This is a genomic window from Brevundimonas vesicularis NBRC 12165 (genome assembly GCF_001592205.1).
Classification (GTDB): Bacteria; Pseudomonadota; Alphaproteobacteria; order Caulobacterales; family Caulobacteraceae; genus Brevundimonas; species Brevundimonas vesicularis.
This window is the reverse complement of record NZ_BCWM01000005.1, coordinates 98,982-123,927: the sequence shown is the minus strand read 5'-3', so window position 1 is coordinate 123,927 and position 24,946 is coordinate 98,982. Positions and strand designations below refer to the sequence as shown.

The following is a 24,946-nucleotide window of genomic DNA, read 5'->3' as shown; positions in this document are numbered from 1 at the left end:
GTGCACTCTTTGTTCCCGAACAGAAGACGCCGCCGGGCGCGAAGGCGACCGGCGGCGGCATCAGATGGGGAGGGTTCAGTGGGCGGGCGCTTCGGCGAACTGGCCGCCGACGCGGTAGCGCCACAGATAGGACGGGGCGATCGCCGCCATGCCGGCCGGATGGTCGATGCCCAGATCGCTGAGGCCGAACGCATCTGCGGCAACCACATTGTCCTTTTCCAGCATCAGCACCTGATCGCGCGTCAGCGGCGGGGTCAGGCCGACGAACCGGCTCAGTTGCAGCAGCGAACCCAGGGGCTTGGCGACGATGAAGGGCACCGAAACCAGCATCCGGTCGCGGCCCGTCTCGCGACGCACCAGCTCCAGCACTTCCCGGAAGGTGTAGAGGCTCGGCCCGCCCAGTTCATAGGTGCGGCCGGCGGCGTCCGCGCGGGTCACGCCGCGCGCAATGGCCTCGGCGACATCGCCGACATAGACCGGCTGGAACTTGGTTTCGCCGCCGCCGATCAACGGCAGGACCGGCGACAGGGTCGCCATGGCGGCGAAGCGGTTCAGGAAGCCGTCGCCCGCGCCGAACACCAGCGAAGGCCGCAGGATCACCGCATCGGGATAGACGGCGCGCACCGCCTGTTCGGCCTGGGCCTTGGTGCGACCATAGGCCGAAGGGCTGGCGGCGTCGGCGCCGATGGCCGAGATCTGGACCAGGCGCTCAACGCCCGCCGCCTTGGCGGCCTCGGCGATAGTCTTGGCCGCCTCGGTGTGAACGGCGTCGAAGCCGCGCTTGCCGCCTGCGTCATGCAGCACGCCGACCAGATTGACGACGGCGTCCGCGCCGCGCACGGCCTGCGCCACATCCGCCGGGTTGGTGATGTCGCAGCGCATGAACTGGATCTGGCCGGGATCGCCCAGCGGCTGGATTTCGATCGCCAGGACCGGGTTTCGCACGGCGACCCGAATGCGCCAGCCGCGACGCGCCAGGGCGCGCACCGCCTGCGACCCGATAAAGCCCGAACCTCCAAAGAGGGTCACGACGCCGGGGGCGAGGTCAGCCATGGGGAAAGCTCCAGTCGAAATCCGTTTCGGCGGGATAGACGATAGGGCGCCGCACCGCAACGCGAGCCTTCACGGTCACGCTGGCGTTCGACGCGCTCCCGCCCATCTGAGGCGGATGAAGCTTTTCACTATTGGCTACGAGGGCGCGACCCAGGCCGACGTCATCGCGCGGCTGAAGACGGCCGGCGTGCAAACCCTGGTCGATGTCCGCGCGGTCGCCGCATCCCGCCGCGCCGGCTTTTCTAAGACGATCCTGGGCGAGAGCCTGAAGGCCGAAGGGATCGACTATGTCCACCTGCGCGGGCTGGGCACGCCCAAGGCGGGACGTGACGCAGCGCGCAAGGGCCGTGTCGACGAGATGCGCGCCATCTTCGCCGATCACCTGGCCGAGCCCCAGGCGCAGATCGAGTACGAGCAATTGAAGGCGCTGGCGGCCGACAAACCCGTCGCCTTGCTGTGCTTCGAGGCCGACCACGCCGGCTGCCACCGCGCCGTCCTGGCGGAACGACTGGCGGAGGAAACCGGCGTGGCGGTCGTGGATCTCTAGCCTTAAGGCCGTCCGACCAGCTGATCGACCGAACCGCTGGTGACCGGGTGATAGAGCGGCCGGGCCTCGGCGTAGATGCGCCGCGCGTTGCCCCGGCCCCATTCGCCCTCGTTCCACAGGGTCTGGAACAGCGGCAGGACGAACTTGCGACGGCCCTGGCTGGTCAGGAACTTCTCGGCCGTGGCGACCGACGGCTGATAGCGATGGGCCAGGGCGATCTGCAGCCAGGCGAAGGTCAGTTCGGCGTTGCCTTCGTTCGCCAGGTTCAGCGTCCGCTCCAGATCGGCCAGTTGCGCATTCGTCAGCCAGTCGGCCCCCGTCCGCAGACCCTCGGGACGCCAGCCCAGGAAACGCTGGCGCTGCTGGGTGTTCCAGTCCGCCCACGGAATGGCCGAGGCCGGCCCCTTGTCCTTGAAGAAGGCGACGGCGGCGGCGTCCACCGGCTCGAAGGCGTGGGACACCGGCGCGACGGCGTTGGACGGCAGGCCGGGCTGATAGACCCAGGCGTCCATCTGCAGCTGACTTTCCAGCGCCGCGTCGCCCTTGATCAGGTTGTCGCGGATGTCTTGCAGGAACATGGCCGTGGTCATCGGACGATAGGCGTTGCGGTCGAAATAGCCGCGGAGCCAGGCGTCAAACCGATCCCGTCCGACGGTGCGTTCGATGGTCCGCAGGAACAGGGCGCCCTTCTCGTAGGCGATGTCGTTCATGCCGTCGTCGGGATCGCGGCCCTTCAGGTCCAGATGCAGGCGGGTGTCCGCCGCCGGCAGGGACTTCAGCGTATCCTGAAGGCTGTCCCAGCCCAGCACCTGCTCCTGCATGGCGCGGTCATGGCCATAGACCGACTCCATGATCCGGTTCTCGAAATAGACGGTAAAGCCCTCGTTCAGCCAGAAGTCGTTCCAGGTCGCGTTGGTCACCAGATTGCCCGACCAGGAGTGCGCCAGTTCGTGCGCGACCAGCGACACCAGCGAGCGATCGCCGGCGATGATCGTCGGGGTGGCGAAGGTCAGTTTCGGGTTCTCCATCCCGCCGAACGGGAAGGAGGGCGGCAGGACCAGGAGGTCGTAGCGGCCCCAGCGATAGGGGCCGTACAGCTTCTCGGCCGCCGTCACCATCTGGGCGGTCGGTTCCAGCTCCGATTGGGCGGCGCGCAGCCGGCTGGGCTCGGTCCAGACCCCGGTGCGGCCGTCGAACGGCGCAAAGGCGATGTCGCCGACGCCCAGCGCGATCAGATAGGGCGGGATCGGATTGTCCATCCGGAAGCGCCAGGTCTTCATGCCGTTTGCGGCCCGCTCGCCGTTCGGCGTCAGATGGTCGGCGCTCATGACCACCGTCAGATCTTCGGGCGCGGTGATGCGGGCCGAATAGGTCTGGCGGATGCCGGGGCTGTCCTGGGTCGGCACCCAGGTGCGGGTCAGGATCGCCTGGCCCTGGCTGAACAGATAGGGCTTCTGTCCACCGGCCGTCTGGCTGGCGTTCAGCCATTGCAGAGCCGCCGCGTTGGGGCGGGTCGAGTAGCGGATGGTGATCTTGCGTCGCTCATTGGCGGCGAAGGCCGGGAAATAGACCGTCAGCGGCTGGCCCAGAACGGCGTCATTGTCGCCGACGACATAGCGCAGCGGCTGACCCGCCGCGTCGCGCACGTCCTGAATTTCCAGGTCGCGGATATCCAGCACGATCTCGTTGGCGCCCGGGATCGCCAGGACGTCCAGGGTCGCCGTGCCCGCCAGGGTCTTGGCGTTGAAGTCGGCGGTCAGATCCAAGGCCACATCGACGACGCGGGCGATCTCGGGCCGGGCGTGGGTATGGACGTCCACCGCTTCGGGACCGGGCGCCGGGGCGATGGCGGGCGGGGTCATGGCCGACCCTCCCGTCGTGGTGGAGCAGGCGCTCAGACCCATGGCGGCGGCCAGGGCGAGGGCGGAGACGAGACCGAGCGCTTTCAGCGTCATCGAGGTTTTTCCTGGGCTGATCTTGACGATTGGCCCGGAGAACGCGCGGAAACGCGAAAAAGATCAAGCCTTGGCGGCGACCGGCGCGTGATGGGCCCGGAACAGCCGTCCCCGCTCGGCGAACAGCACCCAGCCGAGGGCGATCAAACCAAAGACGGTGAAGCCGACCGACATCGGAATGGTCGTGCCGTTGAACTGCTGGCCCACCGCAAAGCCCAGCAGAGAGCCGACGATGGTGGAGATGAAGCCCTGGATCGAGGCCGCCGTGCCCGCGATCTTGCCCATCGTCTCCATCGCCATCGATCCGAAATTGCCCGCGATCAGGCCGAAACAGAACATGGTCAGGGTCTGCAGCACCGCAAAGGTCCAGATCGATTCATGACCGCTGATCGCCACCCCCGCATGGATGGCGGCGATGCTGGTGAAGCCGATCAGGGCGGTGTGCGAAATCTTGCGCGAACCCAACTTCACCACCAGCCGCGCATTGACGATCGAGGCCACGGCGATGCCGCCCGCGATCAGCGCGAACACCGCCGGAAAAGCCGCCTCGGCGTGAAAGACGTCGGCGAAGATCTGCTGCGATGAGTTGATGAAGCCGAACAGGGCCCCGGTGATCGCCGTCATGGCCAGGGTGTAGCCGACGGCGGTGCGGTCGGTCAGGGCGATCTTGTAGGCTGCGGTCAGACGCTTGATCTGGATCGGCAGCCGATCCTCGGGCTTCAGCGTCTCGGGCAGACGCAAAGACGCCCAGACGACCAGGCCGACCCCGATCAGACCCAGCCCCGCGAAGATCCAGCGCCACGGTCCGACCAGCATGATCAACTGTCCCAGCGACGGCGCCAGGATTGGCACGCCCAGGAAGACCAGGAAGCTGAACGACATGACCCGCGCCATGGTGCGACCCTCATAGCGATCGCGCACGATCGAGACGGCCAGCACGCGGGTGCAGGCGCTGCCCAGACCCTGGCCGACGCGGGCCATGATCAGCGTTTCGAAGGTCGGCGCCAGGGTCGCCAGCAGGCTGAACATCACATAGACGCCGACGCCGAACAGCAGGACGGGCTTTCGGCCGAACCGATCCGCCAACGGACCGTAGAACAGCTGCGCCCCGCCGAAGCCCAGCAGATAGGCCGTCACCACCCATTGTCGGTCGTTGTCGGTCGCCACGTTCAGGTCGGCGCCGATGTGCGGCAGGGCCGGCAGCATCGAATCGATCGCCAGCGCATTCAGCGCCATCATCAGGGCGATGAGGCAGACGAACTCGACGAAGCCGAGTTCCTTCTTGGCGGGCGCTGACGCAAGGGAAGAAGACATCCGGGCCAGATGCGCCGTAACGCCCCGATCCGCAACCGCACGCCCGTCATAAATTGCTGCAATGCAGCGAAATCGGGTTTGAACGGGCGGCGCCTCGCCAAAGCCGCGAAGCTTCGCTAGAGGAAGTCATGACAGAACAGATGACAGCACAGGCGGCGCTGGACCGCCTCGAAACCCTCTACACCCAATCCGTGACCAACCTGCGCGACGCCGTGCGGGATTTCGTCAATACCGGCGCGCGGCCCGATCCGGTCAAACGCGCCGAAGGTGTGTTCGCCTATCCCGAACTTCGCATCCGCTGGGACGGGGATCGCCCCCAGGACCTGGAGCCGCGCGCCTACGCCCGGCTGTCCAGACAGGGCAGCTATTCGACCACGGTCACGCGGCCCGACCTTTTCCGCCCCTATCTGACGGAACAGCTGGGCCTGCTGGAGCAGGAATATAACGCGACCTTCGAGGTCGGCCTGTCCCGCCAGGAGATCCCCTTCCCCTATGTGACCGACGGGCTGGAGGTCGCGCTGGACCGGTCGATGACGGCGGCCCTGGCGCGCTGGTTCCCCACCACGGACCTGGCCCATATCGGCGACGAGATCGCCGACGGCCTGTTCGAAATGGGCGGCGACTTCCCCCTGTCGCACTTCGACGGTCTGCGGACCGACTTCTCGCTGGCGCGGCTGAAACACTACACCGGCACGCCGGTGGACGACGTTCAGTCCTATGTCCTGTTCACCAACTACAATCGCTACGTCGATGAGTTCGTGCGCTGGGCCATCGAGCAGCTTCGGACGCCCGGCTCGCCGTATCAGACCCTGTCCTGCGCCGGCGGCGTGGTGATCACGCGCGACACGCCCAACCCCGAGGCGGCGATCAGCGACACGGCCTGGAAGAAGCACCAAATGCCGGCCTATCACCTGACCGCGCCGGGCCATAAGGGCGTGACCCTGGTCAACATCGGCGTCGGCCCGTCCAACGCCAAGACGATCACGGATCACCTTGCGGTCACCCGTCCGCACGTCTGGCTGATGATCGGTCACTGCGGCGGCCTGCGCGCCAGCCAGACCATCGGCGACTATGTGCTGGCCCACGCCTATCTGCGCGACGATCACGTTCTGGACGCAGTGCTGCCGCCCGACATTCCGATCCCGTCGATCGCCGAGGTTCAGCGCGCGCTCTATGACGCCACCAAGTCGGTCAGCGGCATGCCGGGCGACGAGGTCAAACTACGCCTGCGCACCGGCACCGTCGTCACCACCGACGACCGGAACTGGGAGCTGCGCTATTCCAAGTCGGCCCTGCGCTTCAACCAGAGCCGCGCCGTCGCCATCGACATGGAAAGCGCCACCATCGCGGCCCAGGGCTATCGCTTCCGCGTGCCCTACGGGACGCTGCTTTGCGTGTCGGACAAGCCGCTGCACGGCGAGATCAAACTGCCGGGTCAGGCCAACCGCTTCTACGAAGGCTCGATCTCTGAACATCTGCAGATCGGCATCCAGGCGGTCGATCTGATGCGCAGCGAAGGCTCAAAGCTGCACTCACGCAAGCTGCGCGCCTTCGACGAACCGCCGTTCCGGTAGGCGAGAAAGTCTCCTCCCCACAGCGTGGGGAGGGGGACCGCGGAGCGGTGGAGGGGTTGTTGAAATCCCACTAGCGCCTGCAATGCGGCAAAGAACCCCTCCGTCTCTCCGCTACTCTTCGAGCCACCTCCCCGCTTCGCAGGGAGGGGACGGATCTGAAGTCTTCAGACCGCAGCCTTCTCCAAGGCGCCCGGCTCGACCGGGCTGGGCGCGGTGGTCGCCTTGCGGGTATCCTGACGGCGCGGCAGGCGCCACACCTGGTGCGAGCGATAGCTCGTTCCATCCCAGGCCAGGGCCGTCACCGTTATGGTCTTGGCGTCCCAGTCGATCTGGTTGAAGCCGGGCGGCGCGCCGCGCTCGCGATGCGACAGCGTCCCGCAGCCGACGGCGTAGGAGCAACGATCCGCCAGCGGGATCGGCATGGCGAACGGCACATGGACGTGGCCGGTCATTATCAGATCGACCCCCGCCTCGGCGAAGATCAGGGCCGCCTCGTCGCCGCGCTTGACGTCGCCAGTCATCGGCGTGCCGACCATCTCGATCAGCGGATGGTGACAGGCCAGGATCCGCAGCGCGCCGATCGGCGCCTGACGCAGGGCCTCCGCCGCACGCCGCGTCTGGTCCAGGTCGATGACGCCCTTCGACCAGTTGGGCCGCGCCTGCCAGCCGCGCGCGGTGACGACGCCGCGCACCATGACCGCATCGCTGCAGAACTGGCCGTCGTGGGCGGGAAAGCCTGTCGCCGTCTCGAACGCCCGCCAGGGATGGAAGACCCGCGCGATGGCGTCCCAATAGGGCACGTCATGATTGCCGACGATGACGAAGCGCGGCTCGGGCATGGCCCGCATCCATTCGCCCGCGGCCGTGAACTCGTCGGGAAACCCCTTCTGGGTGATGTCGCCGGTGATCAGCACCAGATCGTTCGGCGTGGCGTGGGCGTATTCCAGAGCGGCGGCGCAGGCGCGTTTGTGCTCGCAGCCGAAATGGACGTCGGAGAACTGAAGAACGCGTCCCACTAGATGCTGTCCTCGGCTGAGGGCGGCTTGGGCGCCAGCGCCTTGAAGGCCTTGGGCACGAAGCGGATCACGGCCTCGGGCTTGAGCAGCAGCGGCTCGCCGTCGATCACGGCCGGAATTTTCGAGCGGGCGCGCACCTCGATCCGTTTCGCCGGGCGGGTCGAGACGGCCGGATCCTGGCGCCAATCGCTGAACAAGGCGGTCGCGGCCAGGCGGAAGGCCTGGGTCGTGTCGCTGGGGTCCATGGCGGCGGCCTCCAGTCCGATGGGATCCTCCATCGCCTTGGAGATCATCGGGCTGATCAGCACCAGCGCCTCGGTGCGGCGTTTCTCGCCGCCATCAAGAGTGAAGCGCAGACGGCCGGAGAAGGCGCGTTTCAGGGCGCGCCGGCCGTATTGCCAGGCCAGCTTGATCTTGCCGGTCCGCATCGCCTCGCGCGCCGGCGCCCACAGCGCCGGCGATCCCAGAATGGCGGCGCAATAGAAGTATTCGCCCTGAACCTCGCCGCCCGAAACGGCCTGAGGCTCGCCCTCCTCCAGCGCCCGCTTCAGCGCCAGCTTCCAGTCGGCGGTGCCATAAAGCGCCTTGGGCAACATGTTCATCGTGCCGCCGGGCAAGGGCGCGATCATCGGACCGTCAGGCTTGGCCTTCGACGCCACCGAGCGTGCCGTGCCGTCGCCGGCCAGAACGAAGATTACGTCCGGCTTGGCGGCGAAGGCGTCGGCGATGATCTGGTCGAAGTTGCCCCCTTCAAACGACACGACCTCGGCCTTGAGGTCATACTGCCCCAACAGGGCTTCGGCCTCGCCGGCGGCGCGGGGCCCCACGCTTCCGGACAGCGGATTGACCAGCATCACGGCGTGCCGGATCTGGGCATGGGGCGTCAACGCAGTTTTGTCGTCTGCATCGGAGGGGGGTTGGGCGACATCGGTCATGGCGGCCGAACGCCCCGCAGGCGCCGTCGTTCCGCCCAAGCGTCACCATAGTTGCGGATGCAGTCTGCCGACGCGGAACCTATGCCGCGAGGACACGTTTGCTGCCCACAGGGGCCAACACCCAGGGACAAAGGAATTCATCATGAAAAAGGCGATTATCGCGATTGCCGGCGCCGGCTTGCTGGCTTCGGCCTGCGCCAGCGACCCGTACGGCTATAACAACGGCTCGAACGAAACCGTCCGCCAGGGCGCCATCGGCGCCGGCCTGGGCGCCGTCGCCGGCGCCATCATCGGCAACAACGTCGGCGGCGGCAACGCTGCGACCGGCGCTCTGATCGGCGGCGCCCTGGGCGGCACGGCCGGCGCCATCCGCGGCTCCAACCAGGACCGCAACAACCAGCAGCGTTATCGCGACAGCCAAGGTCGCTACTACTACTGCTACGACAACCGTCAGGACGAGTGCTACTGGGACAACGGTCAGCGCCGTTATTGATCAGCGATCAAATGCCGGTCGCGAAGGTCCGCGACCGGCGCTAGGTTGAAGAGGCGGCCTGTCGGACGACGGGCCGCCTCTTTTGCGTAATGGGCCGGCCGAGCCGGAGGAGGGCTGAGATGAAGCGATCAATGGTTCTGGCTGTGGCGGCCGTGGGTGTGCTGGCGGCGTGCGCGCCGATGCCGAAGCGCGAGGCGCTGGTGGTGGGCGAGTCGCTGTGCGCGCCGGGGCGTTTCGATATCTATTTCCTGGAAAACCAGGCGCGGCTGACCGAACCGGCGGCGATGGTGTTGAAGGCGGCGGCGAGCAAGGCCAAGGATTGCGACGTGCGCAAGGTGCGCGTGGTTGGCCTGGCCGACGCCACGGGAACGCCCGAAGCCAATCTGAACCTTTCGCAGCGGCGCGCGCGGACGGTGGTCGAGGCGCTGACCCAAGCGGGCATGCCCGCGCCGATCTTCGAGCTGAACGCCGCAGGCGATGCGGGCGCCACGACCGCAGCCGGCAATGACGAACCGCTGCGGCGCCGTGCGGAAGTGATCTACGAGGCCTATCCGCGCTGATCGACGCGGGAGCGGGCGCAGCGATGGCGCGGGGACGCGTGACGCATTAGGTTGCGGCGCTCCCCTCGCCTGCCGGAACACGCGTTTGCGCCTCTTCGCTCTTCTCCTCGGCCTGCTGTTTAGTTTGACGGGCGTTTCGGCGACCGTCGCCCAGCCGGTTCAGAGCCAGCCCACAGGCGTCGTCGCCTTCGGGCCGCAGCGGACCGAGCGGATCGAGGCCGAACTGGTCCCGATGTCGCAATGGGTCGCGCCCGGTTCGACGACCGTGGTGGCGGTGCGCCAGAAGATCGCGCCCGGCTGGCACACCTATTGGCGCAATCCGGGCGACAGCGGCGGTGCGACCAGCCTGATCTGGACCCTGCCCGCCGGGGTGACCGCCGATCCGATCCTGTGGCCCCTGCCCAGCCGCCAGCGGCTGATGAGCCTGATGAACTATGGCTATTCGGGCGCGGTGCTCTTGCCCGTGCCGATCCATGTGCCGCCGACGGCGCGGCCGGGCGAAGTGCTGACCCTGACGACGGATGTGCTGTTTCTGGTGTGCAGCGACCAGATGTGCGTGCCCGAGCCGATGACCCTGTCGCTGGCGCTGCCGGTGCGCGAGGGCGCAGCGCCCTTGGCCAAACCCTGGGGCGAGGAGATCGAGCGGCTGGTCGAAACCGCGCCTCGCCCGGCCGGGATCGAGGCGCGCGTCACGCGTCAGGGCGGCCAGCTGATCCTGACCGCGATCGGCGGGCCGCTATCTGGTGACCAGGCGGGCGCCGACATCGTCCAAGTCTACTTCTATCCTTTCGACGGCGGGCGGATCGACCATGCGGCGGCCCAGTCGGGCCAGCGGGGTCCGAACGGCCTGACATTGACGCTGACGGCCGGCAAGGATGCCACGCAGACGGCGCTGAGAGGGGTCCTGGCGACCGACAAGGGCGCGTGGGAGATCGCGGCGGAGCCGGGCGCGCCTCTGGCGGGCGCCCAAGGCGGCGAGGCGCTGAAGCCGCTGGACGAAACCACGGCGACGCCGGTGAAGACCGGCGCGCTGGTCTTCCTTCAAGCCCTGGGCCTGGCGCTGCTGGGCGGGCTTGTGCTGAACCTGATGCCGTGCGTCTTCCCGGTTCTGGCGATGAAGGCGGCGTCGCTGTCGGCGGCTGCACATGATCCGGCGCGGGCCCGGCGCGACGGCCTGGCCTTCACCGCCGGGGCGCTGGTCAGTTTTCTGGTTCTGGCCGGCGTTCTGCTGGCGCTGAGGGCGGCGGGTCAGGCTATCGGCTGGGGCTTCCAGCTCCAGTCGCCGGGCGTGGTCGCGGCCTTGGCCCTGGTCATGCTGCTGGTCGGGCTGAACCTGTCGGGCGTCTTCCATGTGGGCGCCGGATTGCAGAGCGCGGGGTCCGGTCCCCTGTCGCGCCTGCCCGGTTCGGCGGGCGCCGTCTTCACCGGGGTGCTGGCCGTGGTCGTTGCGGCGCCCTGCACCGCGCCCTTCATGGCCGCAGCGCTCGGGGCAGCCCTGGTGCTGTCCTGGCCGATGGCGCTGGCCGTGTTCCTGATGCTGGGGCTGGGTCTGGCCCTGCCCTATCTGGCCATCAGCCTGTCGCCCGGCCTGCTGTCGCGCCTGCCGAGACCGGGCGTCTGGATGGAGCGGCTGAAGGGTCTGCTGGCCTTTCCCATGTATGGGGCGGCGCTGTGGCTGCTGTGGGTGTTCACGCGACAGGGCGGCGTGGATGCTCTCGGCCTGCTGCTGGCGGCGGCGCTGCTGCTGGCCCTGGCGGCCTGGCTGACGGGTCTGGCGCAAGCGGCGCGCCAGCGTGATGAACGGCCGATCCTGACCACGATCTGCGCGATCGTCGTCGGCGTCCTGGCGCTGGGGTTGGCGGGCGCAGCGGCGGGCGCGGCACGGGATGCGGACGCCGCGCCGCAAGGCGACAGCGGCCCGCTGGCGGCCCAGCCCTGGTCGGCGGCGGCGGTGAATGCAGCGACCGCGTCGAGGCGACCCGTGCTGGTCAATCTGACCGCCGACTGGTGCGTGACCTGCAAGATCAACGAACGCGCGGCCCTGTCCTCCCCCCGCGTGGCCGAAGCCATGCGCGAAGCGAACGCCGCCTATCTGATCGGCGACTGGACCCGGCGCGACGACGCCATCACCCGCGAGCTTCAGGCGCATGGGCGCTCGGGCGTGCCGCTGTATCTGCTGTATCGACCGGGCCGGGCCGAGCCGGAAATCCTGCCGCAGCTGCTGACCGAGGGCGTGGTCGTGGATGCGCTGAAGGGTTGAGCGTCAGCTCAGGAACCGCTGCACCGCCGCCAGGAACCGCTGCGGCTGTTCGATCATCACCTGGTGTTCGGCGCCTTCGATCCGCTCGAACTTCGCGGTGCGCCGCAGGCCGGAAAAGCCGTAGCGATACAGACCCTCCAGTCGATTGCGGGGAGCGTCGGGATCGCGGGTCCAACCATAGACGACGGTGACCGGGGCGGTGATCTGCGACAAGCGGGGCCGCAGATCGACGGTCAGCGCCTCATACAGACCCTGGGCCAGGACGCGCCGGTCGCCGCCCTGAAGCCCCAGCCCCTGGAACACCATGTCGCCGGCCAGACCCATGTCCACGCCGAAAGCCGCGACCTGGGACTTCAGCGCCTGATCGCCGAACAGCAAGAGGGCCTGATAGCCCAGACGGGCCAGGGGCTCGACCTGATCCGATGTGGTGCGGGCGTCGATCAGGGACGGGAAGAAGGGGGAGGAATCGACCACCATGACGCGGCCGATCCGGTCGCCCATGTCGGCGGCGACGCGCAGGGCGATCTGGCCGCCCAGCGAATGGCCGATCACGGCGGGACGGTCGATGCGCTGCTCGCGGATGTAGCGTTCGATCTCGCTGGCTGCGGGGCCGGCCAGACCGCCGCTGACATTGTCGCCGATCTGGGTCTCGCCAAAGCCGCGCAGGGTGACGAGATGCACCCGGTAGCGGTCATCCAGCCGATCCGCCGTCGAACGCCAGGCCGAGCCGGTCGAGCCCAGGCCGGGGATGAAGATGATGTCCGGCCCCCGCCCGCGCGTCTCGACGATGATGCGGCTGGAGCTGAAGGCCGGGGCCTGAGATTGGCCCTGAGATTGCGCCTGGACGGCGACCGGGGCGAGAACGAACAGGGTCGCAAGGAGCGAGGCGAGGAAGCGGATCATCATTCGCCCCTAACGCCCGATCACGGCGATCGGTTGACGACGCGTTTGCGACCTATCGCCCCTTGAACTCGGGTTTGCGCTTTTCGACGAAGGCGGACATGCCTTCCTTCTGGTCCTCGAAGGCGAACAGGGAGTGGAACAGTCGGCGTTCGAACTGGACGCCTTGGGTCAGGGTCGTCTCCAGCGCGGCGTTGACCATCTCCTTGTTGGCCATGATCGCCAGCGGGCTTTGCGAGGCGATCTTGGCGGCGATCTTGCGCGTTTCGTCCAGCAAGCTTTCGTGAGGGAAGACGCGCGAGGCCAGGCCCGACGCCAAAGCTTCGGCTGCATCCATCATCCGCGCGGTCAGAACCATGTCCATGGCCTTGGACTTGCCCACCAGACGGGTCAGGCGCTGGGAGCCGCCGATGCCCGGCGCGACGCCCAGGTTGATCTCGGGCTGGCCGAACTTCGCCTTGTCAGAGGCGACGATGAAGTCGCACAGCATGGCCAGTTCGCAGCCGCCGCCAAGGGCGAAGCCGTTGACCGCGGCGATGATCGGCTTTCTGAACCGGGTGATGCGGTCGTGGCCGAGCGCGAAATAGTTGCCCATGTACATCTGGGCATAGGTCTGGTCCGCCATCTCCTTGATGTCGGCGCCGGCGGCGAAGGCCTTTTCGCCTGAGCCGGTCAGGATCAGGCAGCGCACGCTGTCATCCTGTTCGACGCTGTCGAGGAAGTCGGCCAGATCCTTGAACAGGGCCGCGTTCAGGGCGTTCAGCGCCTCGGGTCGGTTCAGGGTCACCACCGCATAGCCGTCGGCGTGGCGTTCGATCAGCAGGTTGGAATAGGCGTCGGCCATGGTCGGTCTCCTTTGACGGCGGTCATACAGGCGCGAGACGGGACCCGCTAGCGCAGGCGCTATCGTCGGGGCATCAGCGCCAGGGTCAGGGCGGCGCGCGCCAGCTCGACCACGACCACCATGCCCAGCAGAAGATTGGCGGCGATCACCTGACCCCGCGCGCCTGACAGGTCCAGCGTCCAGCCGAAGACGGACGACAGGGCCAGGATCAGCGCCGAGATCAGAACCAGCCCGACCAGCAGCATCAGGGCGACATGACCCGCCTTCAGCGCCGCCTGGAGCGTCGGCCCCTCGTCCAGCACGCGGGCGCGGCGGCGGAACAGCCGGGCGATCAGGCCGGTGGCGGCGGCCTCGGCGACGGCGGCGACGACCAGGGCGGCGACGAACCACCAGATCAGGTCGCCGAGGTCGCCGTCGCGCAGGCCCTGGACGAAGTGGGCGAAATAGGCGCCCCAGACCAGGACGCCGACGATCAGACTGATCCACAGATGGATTTTGCGCATGGGTCGGACCTCAAAGGCTTACCGTTTCTGGCAGGAGGGGCAGTAGAAGGTGGAGCGTCCGCCCTGAACGATGCGGGCGACGACGCCGGTGCAATTCTCACCCCGACACGGTTCGCCCTCGCGGCCATAGACGTCGAACCGGTGCTGGAAATAGCCTTGGCCGCCCTCGGCGTTGGCGAAGTCGCGCAGGGTCGAGCCGCCCGCCGCAATGGCGTCGTTCAGGACGTTTCGGACCTCGGTCGCCAGACGCTCCAGCCGCGCCTTCGACACCGATCCGGCCGCGACCAGGGGCGAGATGCGGGCGCGGTACAGGGCCTCGCAGACATAGATATTGCCCAGGCCGGCGACGATCCGCTGATCCAGCAGACTGACCTTGATGTTCTGTTTCTTTCCCGCGAAGGCCTCACCCAGATGGGCGCCGGAGAAGCCGTTGCCCAGCGGCTCGGGGCCCAGGCCGGCGAACCAGGGATGGGTCTCGATCTGGTCGCTGGAGATCAGGCCCATGAAGCCGAACCGGCGCGCGTCGGCGTATCCGACGCGGGTCGCCGCTCCATCGCGGATGGCGCAGCCGCTGAAATGTTCGTGCTTGCCGGCGATGGGCGCGGCCTCCTCGAACTCGCCCAGCAGGGTTCCGTCCAGGGTGAACCGGCCGGTCATGCCCAGATGGGTGATCCAGGTCTCGCCGGTCGAGAGCGGCGCCAGCAGATATTTGGCCCGCCGGTCTATCCGCAGGACCGTCGCCCCCTCCAGCCGTTCGACGAAACGCCCGGGGAAGGGAAATCGCAGGTCGGGCCGGTTGATCCGGACCCGTGACAGCCGCGCGCCCTCCAGCACCGGCGTCAGGCCGCGTCGGACGGTTTCAACCTCGGGAAGTTCGGGCATGGGCCGGTCCTAGCCCGTCCGGGTCGCGGGGCCAAGCGGCGGGGGCGCCCGCATCTGACCGCGACCAGTTGCCGCCTGCGACAGAATGCGCTTACGTCCGCGCAAACGTGGGACCTTCGCATATGACAGACGCCGCCGCCGCCCCCAAGGGCCGGCTAGAACTTACGCTCCGCGCCCTGGTGCTGGGCTGCCTGCTGGCGGTGATCTTCACCGCCGCCAACACCTATCTGGGCCTGCTGGTCGGCCTGACCTTCGCCTCGGCCATTCCGGCGGCGGTGATCTCGATGGCGGTGCTGCGGGCGTTCCGCACCTCGACCATCTGGGAGAATATGACCGTCCAGACCGTGGCCTCGGTTGGTGGGGCCATGAGTTCGATCATCTTCGTCCTGCCGGGCCTGGTGATGATCGGTTGGTGGCTGGAGTTTCCGTTCTGGCAGTCGGTGGCGATCTGCATCCTGGGCGGCGTGCTGGGCGTGACCTTCTCGATCCCGCTGCGCCGGGCGCTGGTCGTCAACGGCGGCCTGCCCTATCCCGAAGGCGTCGCCGCCGCCGAGGTGCTGAAGGTTGGGTCGCGCGGGGCCGAACAGACCGAAAGCGCGGTGCGCGAGAACAAGTCCGGCCTGTGGGTCGTCGTCGCCGGCGCCGTGATGTCGTCAGGCTACGCCCTGCTGGTCGCGGGTCGGGTCTTTGCGGGCGAAGCGGCCAAGTTCTTCAAGCTGCCGGCCGCGCTGGGCGGCGGGGCGACGGGCATGGGTTTCGGCATGCAGTTCGCCCTGCTGGGCGCCGGGCATCTGATCGGCCTGACGGTCGGTCTGGCGCAGCTGTTCGGCCTGGTGCTGGCCTGGGCCATCGCCGTGCCGATCCTGACCAGCCCGGACACCATCGCCTGGCTGACGGCGCACGGCATTCCGTCGATCGCCTCGACCCTGCCCGCCGGCGCGCCGGCCGAGGAGCTGGCGACAACCGTCTGGGCGCGCGAGGTGCGGTTCATGGGCGCGGGCGTCATCGGCGTCGCCGCCATCTGGACCCTGATCAAACTGGCCGGTCCGCTGATCGGCGGCCTGACCTCGGCGCTGGCCGCCAACGCCAAACGCGTCCACGGCGAAGTGCTTGAGCGCACGGAACAGGATCTGCCCATCAAACTGGTGGGCGGCGTTTCGGTCGCCTGCCTAGTCGGCATCGCCGGCCTTCTGGCCTGGTTCGCCCAGAGCGCTCCGGCCCTGGCGGGCTCGACGCCGCTCCTGGTGATCGGCGGCCTGGTCTATGTGGTGCTGATCGGCTTCGCCGTGGCGGCCATCTGCGGCTATATGGCCGGTCTGATCGGGTCGTCGAACAGCCCCGTGTCGGGCGTCGGCATCCTGGCCATCGTCATCGCCTCGCTGCTGATGCTGGGCGTCATGGCCATCGCCGGCGTGCCGGCCGATCCGTCGATCATCGCCTTCGCCCTGATCGTGACGGCGGTGGTCTTCGCCGTCGCCGTCATCGCCAATGACAACCTTCAGGACCTGAAGACCGGCCAGCTGGTCGAGGCCACGCCGTGGCGTCAGCAGGTGGCGCTGATCGTCGGCGTCGGTGCCGGCGCCCTGGTGATCCCCTTCATCCTGAACCTGCTGAACCAGGCCTTCGGCTTCGAAGGCGGCCCGCCCGCCATCGTGGAAGGCGCCAAGACCCTGGCGGCGCCCCAGGCGACCCTGATCTCGGCCCTGGCGCGCGGCGTCATCGGCGGCGACCTGCGCTGGGACCTGATCGGTCTGGGCGCGGCGATCGGCGTGGTCATCATCGTGCTGGACGCGGTCGTGTCGAAGGCGACCAAGGGCAAGGTCAAGCTGCCGCCGCTGGCCGTCGGCATCGGCTTCTATCTGCCGGCTGCGGTCACCACCATGCTGGTCATCGGCGCCGTCGCCGGTTGGATCTACGACAAGGCGGTCTCATCCACCCGCTACGCTGACGTGGCGCGCCGGATGGGCGTGCTGCTCGCCTCGGGCCTGATCGTCGGCGAAAGCCTGTTCGGCGTCTTCACCGCCGGCGTCATCGTGGCGACCCGGGACGACGCGCCCTTCGCCATGCTGCCCGAGGGTTCGGCCTGGCCGGCCATGCTGGCGGGCATCGTCGGCTTCGCCGTCGCGGTGTTCGGCCTGTACGCCTGGACGCGCAGCCGGGCTTCGAAGGTCTAGGGGCGGACTGGCGCCTCTCCCTCCCCTGCGGGGGAGGGTGGCTGAGCCGAAGGCGAAGCCGGGTGGGGGCGGCAGGGCGACACGTCGCAAGTCTGTCTTAGGTTGAACAGGTGCGGCCTTGCCGGCCGCCCCCACCCGGTCGCTAGCGCGACCACCCTCCCCGGAACGGGGAGGGAAAAGCTGGCTCAGGCGCGCGTCGCGACCATCATATAGTTGATGCCCGCATCGTCGGTCTGGCTCCATCGGTCCTGAAGCGGATCGTAGTTCAGGCCGTAGGGGCCTTCGACCGTCACCGGCTCGGCGGCCAGCATCGACCGGATCTCGTCGGGCTTCAGGAACTGGCGCCAGTCGTGGGTGCCGGCCGGCACCCAGCGCAGGATGTATTCCGCCGCCACCTTGCCCAGGGCCAGCGACTTCAGCGTGCGGTTCAGGGTGGCGACCATCATCACCCCGCCCGGCCGGACCAGGCGCGAACAGGCACGCACGAAGCCTTCGGGATCGGCGACGTGTTCGATCACCTCCATCGTCAGGACCACGTCGAACGGCCCCGCCCCTTCCGCCTCGATCTGTTCGACCGTGGCGGCGCGATAGGCGATATCCAGGCCGACCATGTCGGCGTGGGCGCGAGCCGTGCCGATGTTCTCGGACGAGGCGTCGATGGCGGTGACCTCAAAGCCCATCCGCCGCATCGGCTCGGCGATCAGTCCGCCGCCACATCCGACGTCCAGCAGGGTCAGACCTTCGAAGGGCGCGCGCGTCTTGGGATCGCGGCCCAGCCGCGTGCAAAGCTGGTCGCGGATCAAGGCCAGCCGCGCCGGGTTAAAGCGGTGCAGCGGCGCGAACGGCCCTTGCGCGTCCCACCATTCGGCCGCCTGGGCCGAGAAGCGCGCCACGTCGGCGGGGTCGATCGATGCGCCGAACGCCGTTTCGGACGAATTTTGCGAAAAACCATGCCCCTGTTGGGGTAGGCGAGACGGAGCGGCGCCGTTAGAAGCGGTCATGACGCGAGGGATGAACCTTCGCGCCCTTTCACGCAAGCAGGGGGCGGAACGCCACGATGACGCGGCCCGATACGACACGACTGGTGATGAAGTTCGGCGGCACCTCGATGGGCGACCTCGAACGCATTCGCCGTGCGGCGCGGATCGTCGCGGCCGAAGTGTCGGCGGGCAAAAAGGTCGCCGTCGTCGTCTCCGCCATGGCGGGCAAGACCAACGAACTGGTCGCCTGGACCGACGGCGCGGGTCCGGCCGCGGCGGGCCTGCCGCTGTCGGACGACGAATATGACGTGGTGGTCGCCTCGGGCGAACAGGTGACCTCGGGCCTGTTGGCCGCGACCCTGCGCAACATGGGCTTCAACGCGCGCTCGTGGATGGGTTGGCAGGTGCCGATCCTGACCGACGACGCCCACGCCCGCGCCCGCATCATCGACATCCCCGGCGAGAAGCTGGGCGCCGCCGTCGACGCCGGCGAGATCGCCATCGTCCCCGGCTTCCAGGGCGTGACGGCGGACGGCAAGATCACCACCCTGGGACGCGGCGGTTCGGACACCTCGGCGGTCGCCGTGGCGGCGGCCCTGGGCTGCCCCTGCGACATCTATACCGACGTGGACGGCGTCTATACGACCGACCCGCGCATCGAGAACCGCGCGCGGCGCCTGGCCAAGGTGTCCTACGAAGAGATGCTGGAAATGGCGTCGCTGGGCGCCAAGGTGCTGCAGACCCGCTCGGTCGAGCTGGCCATGGCCAAACAGGTCCCGGTCCGCGTCCTTTCAAGCTTTATCGAACCCGACGCGAATGGCGTCATGCCCGACAAGGGTGGAACCCTGATCTGCGACGAGGAGGAGATCGTGGAAAAACGTATCGTGTCCGGTGTGACCATGAGCCGTGACGAGGCCCGCATCACGCTGCTGGGCCTGTCCGACCGGGTGGACGCCCCCGCCGACGTCTTCACGCGCCTGGCCGAGGCCAACGTCAACGTCGACATGATCGTGCAGAGCCAGTCGCGCACCGCCGGAACGGTCAATCTGACCTTCACGACCGGCCGTCGCGACGCCGTGCGCGCGGCCGACCTGATGACCGCCGCCAAGGAGCAGCTCGGCTTCGAGGAAATCCGCGTCGACGAGGACGTGGCCAAGGTCTCGGTCGTCGGCGTCGGCATGCGCAGCCATGCGGGCGTCGCCCAGACCATGTTCAAGGCCCTGGCCGACAAGGGCGTGAAGTTCCAGGCGATCTCGACCTCCGAGATCAAGATCAGCGTGCTGATCGACGCCGCCTACGCCGAGCTGGCCGTTCGCGCCCTGCATTCGGCATATGGGCTGGACGCGGTATAGGGTGATTTCAGAAGGCGCCTAGGCGCCGGGGCGCGGGAGACATGATGCCGGCAGGCGGCGCGATGACCAGAGGACCCCGGATCCTCCTGCGCCAGATCCGCGAGGCTCTGGGCGGGGCCGGCGCGGGCGCGACGCCGGCGCAGGACCGGCTGAACATGGTCGTCAAGATCATCGCCCGGTCGATGGTCGCCGAGGTCTGCTCCATCTATCTGCGTCGCGCGTCGGGCGAGCTCGAGCTGTTCGCCACCGAGGGTCTGAACCCCGACGCCGTGCACAACACCCGGCTGCGGCCCGGCGAGGGCCTGGTGGGCGAGGTGGCGCGGATGGCCCAGCCCATCAGCCTGTCGGACGCCCCGTCGCACCCGTCCTTCTCCTATCGCCCCGAGACGGGCGAAGACCCCTATCACGCCTTCCTGGGCGCCCCGCTGCTGCGCGGCGGCCGGGCCATTGGCGTCCTGGTCGTCCAGAACCGCACCGAGCGGCGCTATGACGAGGAAGAGGTCGAGGACATCCAGACCATCGCCATGGTCCTGTCCGAAACTGTGTCGTCGGGCGAACTGCTGGCGCTGGACGAGCTGCGCGACGTGGAGCTGGCGCCGCATCGGCCCGAGCGGCTGAAGGGCCAGAAGTTCGCCGACGGCCTGGCTTTTGGCCATGTGGTTCTGCACGAGGCGCCGCTGGCGCCCGAACGCCTGCTATCCGACGACCCGGCGATGGAGGAGGCGCGGCTGAAGCTGGCGCTGGCCACGCTGAAGAGCGGCCTGGACGTCATGCTGGACAAGGGCCAGGGCCTGGCCGGTCCGTCGTTCGAGGTTCTGGAAACCTATCGGATGTTCGCCGACGACCGCGGCTGGAACCGGTCGCTGGAGGAGGCGGTGAGGAACGGTCTGACGGCCGAGGCGGCGGTGGACCGGGTCAGGAACGAACACCGCGCCCGCTTCGCCCAGGCGCGCGATCCCTATATCCGCGAGCGGCTGCACGACTTCGAGGATCTGGCCAACCGGCTGCTGCGGGTGCTGGCGGGCGACAAGCCGGGCGAGCGCGAACTGCCCGACGACGCCATACTGGTGGCGCGAAACCTGGGCCCCGCCGACCTCTTGGAATATCCGCGCGACAAGCTGAAGGGGCTGCTGCTGGAAGAGGGCTCGGCCGCTAGCCACGCCGCCATCGTCGCACGTGCGCTGCAGATCCCGTGCGTCGGCCGTCTGATGGGCCTGCGCGACCGACTGTCGGAAGGCGACATGGTCATCGCCGACGGCGAGACCGGCGAGACCTATCTGCGCCCCCGCCCCGATATGCTGGAGGCGGTGCAGTCGCGCATGGCCGTGCGCGAACAGCGCCAGGCCGAGTTCGCCCAGTTGCGCGACGTGCCGGCCGTGACCCTGGACGGGCAGCGGATCACGGTCCTGACCAATGCCGGCCTGGCGGTCGATCTGGAAAACATGATCGAGACCGGCGCCGAGGGCATCGGCCTGTTCCGCACCGAGTTTCAGTTCATGGTCTCGGACGAACTGCCCCGGCTGGACGCCCAGACGGCGCTCTACAAGCTGGTGCTGGACGCAGCGGGCGATAAACCCGTCACCTTCCGTACCCTGGATATCGGCGGCGACAAGGTCCTGCCCTATCTGGAGGCCGAGCGCGAAGAGAACCCCGCGCTGGGCCGCCGCGCCATCCGTTTGGGCCTGGATCGGCCGTCGCTGTTGCGGATGCAGCTTCGGGCGCTGCTGGCGGCGGGGGCCGGGCGCGAACTGCGCGTCATGTTCCCGATGATCGCCACGGTGGACGAGTTCCGGGCCGCGCGCGAGCTGGTGGATATCGAATGCGCCTGGGCGCGGCGTCGCGGGCGCGCCTTGCCCGCCCTGCTGCGCGTCGGGGCGATGGTCGAATGCCCGTCCTTGTTGTGGCATCTGGACGCCCTGCTGCCGCTGACGGATTTCGTCTCCATCGGCACCAACGACCTGTTCCAGTACATGTATGCGGCCGACCGGACCAATCCACTGGTTTCGGATCGCTACGACCCGCTGTCGCCGCCGACCCTGCGGGCGCTCCAGACCATCCAGAAGGCCTGCGCCGACACCGGCACGCCGGTCTCGATCTGCGGCGAACTGGCGGGACGGCCGCTGGAGGCCTTCGCCCTGATCGTTCTGGGCTTCACCCGACTGTCGGCGCCGGCGGGCGGTGTCGGGCCGGTCAAGCGGATGATCCTGTCGGCGGACCTGAATGCGGCCCGGCGCGGCATGGCCAATCTGCTGAACCTGTCCACTGGCTCGGTCCGAAACGAGATCGAATCCCTGGCGCGCAAGCTGAACGTCGCGGTCTGATCGCAGGCGTTTGGACGCAAGGGCGGCGTTGCTGGTCGGCGCGCAATCGTCTATCTCGGGCCCTGTGAACGGCGCGTCGGCGCTGTGTTTCCCGGACATGGGGTCAGGCGTCATGACGCTGAATGCGGGGGTCGCCCCCGAGGCGATCGAAAGCATTGCGGACCGGCCGGATCCGACGGCCGCCTTCGTCGACGCCGCGACCCTGGGCGACGGCTTTCGGGCCGCCCGAGAGCGGTCGGGCAAGTCGCCGGCCGAGCTGGCCGCCGAGACCAAGGTGCATCGCCGGTTCCTGACCGCTCTGGAGCAGAACGACTGGTCGTCCCTGCCCTCGCGCGTCTTCGCCCTGGGCTATGTGCGGGCCTACGCCTCGGCTCTGTCGCTGGACGAACAGACCGCCGTCGAGCGGTTCAAGCGCGAGAGCCCGGACACCTCCGTGCCGCTGAAGGCGCCCATCGGCATCGCCTTCGAGGACGTGAAACGCCACTCGCCGCGCATCGTCGCCGGCATCGCCGCCGTGGTGGTCGCCGTCATCGGCTGGAACGTGTTCCAGCGCGCCAGCCTGCATCAGACCGCCCATCCGTCCGATATCGCCGCCGTGCCAAAGACCTGGACCGGGGCGGCCGATCCGGATCCGCAGGTCGCGCTCAGCGCACCCATGTCCGCGCCGCCCGACCAGACGACGCCGGCCCTCTACATCACGCCGGGGCTGGAGGCCGAACTCACCGGGGTCGATCCGACCGATCCGGCCGTGATCGCCGCCGCCGCTAACCCGGAGCCGGTGCAGAAGGCGTTCAACCCGCGCGGGGCCGTCTATGGCGCCTCGGCCAACGCCTCGATGGTGGTGATCCAGGCCAAGACGGCCGGCGCCCTGGTCGTTCGGCTGGGCGACGGTCAGGCCCTGTTCGCGCGCCAGATGGCGCCGGGCGAGGCCTGGCGCGCGCCCATCGGCGTGGCGGCGACGGTGGACGTGTCCGACCCGGCGGCTTTCGACGTCTTCCTGAACGGCGAATACGGCGGACCGCTGGCCGGCGTGCTGACGCCGCTGGCGCAGTTGAACAGTCGCGCGGACCAGGCGGCCAAGGCGCTGGCCGCCAGCCAGGCGCGCGCCCAGGTCCAGGCTCAGGCCGCCCAGGCCCGGACCCAGGCGGCCGCGACGCCAGGGGCGACGCCTTCTTCCGCTCCCGCCTCCTCTTCACCCGCCCCTGCGCCGAACTGATGCGTCGGCCGTGGTCCCGCCGTCATCATCGGCCTATATGATGCTCCCATGAGCGATCACACGCACGTCCGACCCTGGCGCCACATCGAGCGTCGCAAGAGCCGCCAGATCCGCGTCGGCTCCGTCCTGGTGGGCGGCGACGCCCCGATCAGCGTCCAGTCGATGACCAATACGCCGACGACGGATGCGGCGGCGACCATCGACCAGATCCGTCAGTTGGAAGAGGCCGGCGCCGATATCGTGCGCGTCTCCTGCCCCGACGTGGAATCGACCGCCGCCTTCAGGACCATCGTGCGCGAGGCCAAGGTTCCCTTGGTCGCCGACATCCACTTCCACTACAAGCGCGGCATCGAGGCGGCCGAGGCGGGCGCCGCCTGCCTGCGCATCAATCCTGGCAACATCGGTTCGGCCGACCGCGTCCGCGACGTGATTCAGGCGGCCAAGGACAATGGCTGCTCGATGCGGATCGGCGTCAACGCCGGCTCGCTGGAAAAGGAACTGCTGGAAAAATACGGCGAGCCCTGCCCCGACGCCATGGTCGAGAGCGCGCTGAACCACGCCCGCATCCTGCAGGACCACGACTTCCACGAGTTCAAGATTTCGGTGAAGGCGTCCGACCCGTTCCTGACCGTCGCCGCCTATCAGCAGCTGGCCGAGGCGATCGACTGCCCGCTTCATCTGGGCGTGACCGAGGCGGGGCCGTTGCGCACCGGCACCATCAAGTCCGCCATCGGCCTGGGGTCGATGCTGTGGGCCGGGATCGGCGACACCATCCGCGTCTCCCTGGCCGCCGATCCGGTCGAGGAGATCAAGGTCGGCTTCGACATCCTGAAGTCGCTGGGTCTGCGCCACCGCGGGGTCAACATCATCGCCTGCCCGTCCTGCGCGCGTCAGGGCTTCAACGTCATCGAGACGGTGGCGGTGCTGGAAGAGAAGCTGGCCCATATCTCGACGCCGATGAGCCTGTCGGTGATCGGCTGCGTCGTGAACGGACCGGGCGAGGCCCTCTATACCGACATCGGCTTCACCGGCGGCGGCAAGGGCGCGGGCATGATCTATCTGAACGGCAAGATCGCCCACAAACAGGCCAACGACGGCATGATCGACCACATCGTCGATCTGGTCGAACAGAAGGCCGCCGAACTGGACGCCGCACGCGCGGCGGAGCTTCAGGCGGCGGAGTAGGCGGCAGAAACCGCTTATGCAGGGCGGCGACCCCGGCGATGCTCTGAATCGAAGTCGAAGTCGGATCGGCGGCGGGTGCGAACCCGCCGCCGTTTTTCGTTTCAGATCACCTTGAACAGACGCAGGGCCTGATAGCCGGCGGACAGGAGCACCACGGCGCCGACCCCATAGGTCAGGGCGCGGCGCGGGGCGATGCGGGCGATGACGCCAGCGAAGGGGGCGGCGATCAGGCCGCCGAGGATCAGGCCCAGCACCGCCATGGCGTGGGTGGAGAAGCCCTCCGCCTCTTGCCAATGTCCGGTCAGCAGTGCGACCAGGAAGGTCGCGGAAATGGCGGAGGTGACGAAGAACTCCGCCGTATTGGTGGTGCCGATCGAGACGCGCGGATCCTGGCCCGTGCCGACCAGTGTGGTGGTGACCGTGGGTCCCCAGCCGCCGCCGCCGATGGCGTCGAAGAAGCCGCCGACCAGACCCAGAGGGCCGGCGAACTTGCGCGGGAAGATCCGCTCGCGCGTCTGACGTGTGGCGCGCCAGATGATCACGACGCCCATGATGGCCAGATAGGTGGTGATGAAGGGCTTCAGCACATCGCCGTCGATGCTGGTCAGGACGAAGGCGCCGAAACCCCCGCCGACGACGCCGCCCAGGGCCAGCGGCACGAACAGCTTCCAGTTCACGTTCTTGTTGACCGTATGGGAGCCGGCCGACGCCGCCGTGGTGAAGACCTCCGCGGCGTGGACGCTGGCCGACGCCGTCGCGGGCGGCACGCCGAACGACAGCAGGACGGTCGAGGAGATCACGCCATAGGCCATGCCCAGCGCCCCATCTACGATTTGGGCCAGAAAACCGACGGCGAGGAAGAGCAGGAAATCTTGCATGGCG

The 24,946-nt window shown here is 68.4% G+C and carries 21 protein-coding genes; 10 read left to right on the top strand and 11 right to left on the bottom strand.

The window, feature by feature from the left end:
- Positions 1 to 75 precede the first annotated feature (75 nt).
- Entirely contained in the window at positions 76 to 1,053 is a 978-nt protein-coding gene (locus BVE01S_RS05570) for a complex I NDUFA9 subunit family protein (protein ID WP_066625278.1), read from the bottom strand.
- Between the two features lie 115 nt (positions 1,054 to 1,168).
- On the opposite strand from BVE01S_RS05570, the gene BVE01S_RS05565 reads away from it, so the two are divergent.
- Positions 1,169 to 1,600: a DUF488 domain-containing protein gene (locus BVE01S_RS05565; RefSeq protein WP_066625273.1), complete on the top strand. Its 432-nt coding sequence runs from the start codon at positions 1,169 to 1,171 to the stop codon at positions 1,598 to 1,600.
- A gap of 2 nt (positions 1,601 to 1,602) precedes the next feature.
- Here BVE01S_RS05565 and BVE01S_RS05560 read toward each other — a convergent pair whose 3' ends face one another.
- Both BVE01S_RS05560 and BVE01S_RS05555 read right to left on the bottom strand, forming a co-directional pair.
- The gene (locus BVE01S_RS05560) at positions 1,603 to 3,555 is read right to left on the bottom strand and encodes a M1 family metallopeptidase (RefSeq protein ID WP_066625265.1); all 1,953 of its coding nucleotides are present in this window, start codon (positions 3,553 to 3,555) and stop codon (positions 1,603 to 1,605) included.
- Positions 3,556 to 3,618: 63 nt separating this feature from the next.
- Positions 3,619 to 4,869, bottom strand: coding sequence for a multidrug effflux MFS transporter (locus BVE01S_RS05555; RefSeq protein ID WP_066625263.1), 1,251 nt, complete (start codon positions 4,867 to 4,869; stop codon positions 3,619 to 3,621).
- A 128-nt stretch (positions 4,870 to 4,997) separates the two neighbouring features.
- Between BVE01S_RS05555 and BVE01S_RS05550 the strand changes: the two genes are divergently transcribed.
- A complete protein-coding gene (locus BVE01S_RS05550) occupies positions 4,998 to 6,443 on the top strand; it encodes an AMP nucleosidase (RefSeq protein WP_066625261.1) in 1,446 nt (481 codons plus the stop codon).
- 164 nt (positions 6,444 to 6,607) lie between these two features.
- Here BVE01S_RS05550 and BVE01S_RS05545 read toward each other — a convergent pair whose 3' ends face one another.
- Together BVE01S_RS05545 and BVE01S_RS05540 are read right to left on the bottom strand one after the other, a co-directional pair.
- Positions 6,608 to 7,459: a metallophosphoesterase family protein gene (locus tag BVE01S_RS05545; protein ID WP_055808812.1), complete on the bottom strand. Its 852-nt coding sequence runs from the start codon at positions 7,457 to 7,459 to the stop codon at positions 6,608 to 6,610.
- The gene (locus BVE01S_RS05540) at positions 7,459 to 8,394 is read right to left on the bottom strand and encodes a diacylglycerol/lipid kinase family protein (RefSeq protein WP_055808810.1); all 936 of its coding nucleotides are present in this window, start codon (positions 8,392 to 8,394) and stop codon (positions 7,459 to 7,461) included. The genes BVE01S_RS05545 and BVE01S_RS05540 overlap by 1 nt, the downstream gene beginning before the upstream one ends.
- 142 nt (positions 8,395 to 8,536) lie before the next feature.
- Between BVE01S_RS05540 and BVE01S_RS05535 the strand changes: the two genes are divergently transcribed.
- The 3 genes from BVE01S_RS05535 to BVE01S_RS05525 all read left to right on the top strand — a co-directional run bounded on the left by BVE01S_RS05535 (position 8,537) and on the right by BVE01S_RS05525 (position 11,707).
- Complete coding sequence (locus BVE01S_RS05535; protein ID WP_066625255.1) at positions 8,537 to 8,887, top strand: YMGG-like glycine zipper-containing protein; 351 nt, start codon at positions 8,537 to 8,539, stop codon at positions 8,885 to 8,887.
- 131 nt (positions 8,888 to 9,018) lie between these two features.
- Positions 9,019 to 9,447: an OmpA family protein gene (locus BVE01S_RS05530; protein WP_066625253.1), complete on the top strand. Its 429-nt coding sequence runs from the start codon at positions 9,019 to 9,021 to the stop codon at positions 9,445 to 9,447.
- Between the two features lie 85 nt (positions 9,448 to 9,532).
- On the top strand, positions 9,533 to 11,707 hold the full coding sequence (locus BVE01S_RS05525; protein ID WP_240612041.1) for a protein-disulfide reductase DsbD family protein: 2,175 nt from the start codon (positions 9,533 to 9,535) through the stop codon (positions 11,705 to 11,707).
- A gap of 3 nt (positions 11,708 to 11,710) precedes the next feature.
- Here BVE01S_RS05525 and BVE01S_RS05520 read toward each other — a convergent pair whose 3' ends face one another.
- The 4 genes from BVE01S_RS05520 to mutM are packed head-to-tail and all read right to left on the bottom strand — an operon-like array spanning position 11,711 to position 14,836.
- Entirely contained in the window at positions 11,711 to 12,610 is a 900-nt protein-coding gene (locus BVE01S_RS05520; protein ID WP_066625425.1) for an alpha/beta fold hydrolase, read from the bottom strand.
- Between the two features lie 52 nt (positions 12,611 to 12,662).
- Positions 12,663 to 13,451, bottom strand: coding sequence for an enoyl-CoA hydratase-related protein (locus BVE01S_RS05515; RefSeq protein ID WP_066625251.1), 789 nt, complete (start codon positions 13,449 to 13,451; stop codon positions 12,663 to 12,665).
- 59 nt (positions 13,452 to 13,510) lie between these two features.
- Entirely contained in the window at positions 13,511 to 13,954 is a 444-nt protein-coding gene (locus BVE01S_RS05510; RefSeq protein WP_066625247.1) for a hypothetical protein, read from the bottom strand.
- An 18-nt stretch (positions 13,955 to 13,972) separates the two neighbouring features.
- Positions 13,973 to 14,836, bottom strand: a complete 864-nt coding sequence (gene mutM / locus BVE01S_RS05505; RefSeq protein ID WP_066625245.1) for a bifunctional DNA-formamidopyrimidine glycosylase/DNA-(apurinic or apyrimidinic site) lyase — start codon at positions 14,834 to 14,836, stop codon at positions 13,973 to 13,975.
- A 122-nt stretch (positions 14,837 to 14,958) separates the two neighbouring features.
- Here mutM and BVE01S_RS05500 point away from each other — a divergent pair, with 122 nt between their 5' ends.
- Positions 14,959 to 17,010, top strand: a complete 2,052-nt coding sequence (locus BVE01S_RS05500; protein ID WP_066625242.1) for an OPT family oligopeptide transporter — start codon at positions 14,959 to 14,961, stop codon at positions 17,008 to 17,010.
- A gap of 185 nt (positions 17,011 to 17,195) precedes the next feature.
- Here the strand turns inward: BVE01S_RS05500 and ubiG are convergent, their stop codons facing one another.
- Positions 17,196 to 18,011 (bottom strand): bifunctional 2-polyprenyl-6-hydroxyphenol methylase/3-demethylubiquinol 3-O-methyltransferase UbiG, encoded by an 816-nt coding sequence (ubiG, locus tag BVE01S_RS05495; RefSeq protein WP_088582631.1) that lies wholly within the window; start codon positions 18,009 to 18,011, stop codon positions 17,196 to 17,198.
- Between the two features lie 56 nt (positions 18,012 to 18,067).
- Between ubiG and BVE01S_RS05490 the strand changes: the two genes are divergently transcribed.
- The 4 genes from BVE01S_RS05490 (at position 18,068) to ispG (ending at position 24,064) form a co-directional block, all read left to right on the top strand.
- Complete coding sequence (locus BVE01S_RS05490; protein ID WP_066625234.1) at positions 18,068 to 19,342, top strand: aspartate kinase; 1,275 nt, start codon at positions 18,068 to 18,070, stop codon at positions 19,340 to 19,342.
- A 62-nt stretch (positions 19,343 to 19,404) separates the two neighbouring features.
- Entirely contained in the window at positions 19,405 to 21,663 is a 2,259-nt protein-coding gene (gene ptsP / locus BVE01S_RS05485; protein WP_369814640.1) for a phosphoenolpyruvate--protein phosphotransferase, read from the top strand.
- Positions 21,664 to 21,775: 112 nt separating this feature from the next.
- Positions 21,776 to 22,879: a helix-turn-helix domain-containing protein gene (locus BVE01S_RS05480; protein WP_205678459.1), complete on the top strand. Its 1,104-nt coding sequence runs from the start codon at positions 21,776 to 21,778 to the stop codon at positions 22,877 to 22,879.
- A 48-nt stretch (positions 22,880 to 22,927) separates the two neighbouring features.
- Positions 22,928 to 24,064: a flavodoxin-dependent (E)-4-hydroxy-3-methylbut-2-enyl-diphosphate synthase gene (ispG, locus tag BVE01S_RS05475; RefSeq protein WP_066553905.1), complete on the top strand. Its 1,137-nt coding sequence runs from the start codon at positions 22,928 to 22,930 to the stop codon at positions 24,062 to 24,064.
- Between the two features lie 101 nt (positions 24,065 to 24,165).
- Here ispG and BVE01S_RS05470 read toward each other — a convergent pair whose 3' ends face one another.
- Positions 24,166 to 24,942: a sulfite exporter TauE/SafE family protein gene (locus BVE01S_RS05470; RefSeq protein ID WP_066625223.1), complete on the bottom strand. Its 777-nt coding sequence runs from the start codon at positions 24,940 to 24,942 to the stop codon at positions 24,166 to 24,168.
- Positions 24,943 to 24,946 lie beyond the last annotated feature (4 nt).

What these genes read in the sequence shown, in the direction of transcription:
- BVE01S_RS05570 (WP_066625278.1), bottom strand. Translation starts at nt 1,053, where the DNA reads ATGGCTGACCTCGCCCCCGGCGTCGTGACCCTCTTTGGAGGTTCGGGC.
- BVE01S_RS05565 (WP_066625273.1), top strand. Translation starts at nt 1,169, where the DNA reads ATGAAGCTTTTCACTATTGGCTACGAGGGCGCGACCCAGGCCGACGTC.
- BVE01S_RS05560 (WP_066625265.1), bottom strand. Translation starts at nt 3,555, where the DNA reads ATGACGCTGAAAGCGCTCGGTCTCGTCTCCGCCCTCGCCCTGGCCGCC.
- BVE01S_RS05555 (WP_066625263.1), bottom strand. Translation starts at nt 4,869, where the DNA reads ATGTCTTCTTCCCTTGCGTCAGCGCCCGCCAAGAAGGAACTCGGCTTC.
- BVE01S_RS05550 (WP_066625261.1), top strand. Translation starts at nt 4,998, where the DNA reads ATGACAGAACAGATGACAGCACAGGCGGCGCTGGACCGCCTCGAAACC.
- BVE01S_RS05540 (WP_055808810.1), bottom strand. Translation starts at nt 8,394, where the DNA reads ATGACCGATGTCGCCCAACCCCCCTCCGATGCAGACGACAAAACTGCG.
- BVE01S_RS05535 (WP_066625255.1), top strand. Translation starts at nt 8,537, where the DNA reads ATGAAAAAGGCGATTATCGCGATTGCCGGCGCCGGCTTGCTGGCTTCG.
- BVE01S_RS05530 (WP_066625253.1), top strand. Translation starts at nt 9,019, where the DNA reads ATGGTTCTGGCTGTGGCGGCCGTGGGTGTGCTGGCGGCGTGCGCGCCG.
- BVE01S_RS05520 (WP_066625425.1), bottom strand. Translation starts at nt 12,610, where the DNA reads ATGATCCGCTTCCTCGCCTCGCTCCTTGCGACCCTGTTCGTTCTCGCC.
- BVE01S_RS05515 (WP_066625251.1), bottom strand. Translation starts at nt 13,451, where the DNA reads ATGGCCGACGCCTATTCCAACCTGCTGATCGAACGCCACGCCGACGGC.
- BVE01S_RS05510 (WP_066625247.1), bottom strand. Translation starts at nt 13,954, where the DNA reads ATGCGCAAAATCCATCTGTGGATCAGTCTGATCGTCGGCGTCCTGGTC.
- mutM (WP_066625245.1), bottom strand. Translation starts at nt 14,836, where the DNA reads ATGCCCGAACTTCCCGAGGTTGAAACCGTCCGACGCGGCCTGACGCCG.
- BVE01S_RS05500 (WP_066625242.1), top strand. Translation starts at nt 14,959, where the DNA reads ATGACAGACGCCGCCGCCGCCCCCAAGGGCCGGCTAGAACTTACGCTC.
- ubiG (WP_088582631.1), bottom strand. Translation starts at nt 18,011, where the DNA reads ATGACCGCTTCTAACGGCGCCGCTCCGTCTCGCCTACCCCAACAGGGG.
- BVE01S_RS05490 (WP_066625234.1), top strand. Translation starts at nt 18,068, where the DNA reads ATGACGCGGCCCGATACGACACGACTGGTGATGAAGTTCGGCGGCACC.
- ptsP (WP_369814640.1), top strand. Translation starts at nt 19,405, where the DNA reads ATGACCAGAGGACCCCGGATCCTCCTGCGCCAGATCCGCGAGGCTCTG.
- BVE01S_RS05480 (WP_205678459.1), top strand. Translation starts at nt 21,776, where the DNA reads ATGACGCTGAATGCGGGGGTCGCCCCCGAGGCGATCGAAAGCATTGCG.
- ispG (WP_066553905.1), top strand. Translation starts at nt 22,928, where the DNA reads ATGAGCGATCACACGCACGTCCGACCCTGGCGCCACATCGAGCGTCGC.
- BVE01S_RS05470 (WP_066625223.1), bottom strand. Translation starts at nt 24,942, where the DNA reads ATGCAAGATTTCCTGCTCTTCCTCGCCGTCGGTTTTCTGGCCCAAATC.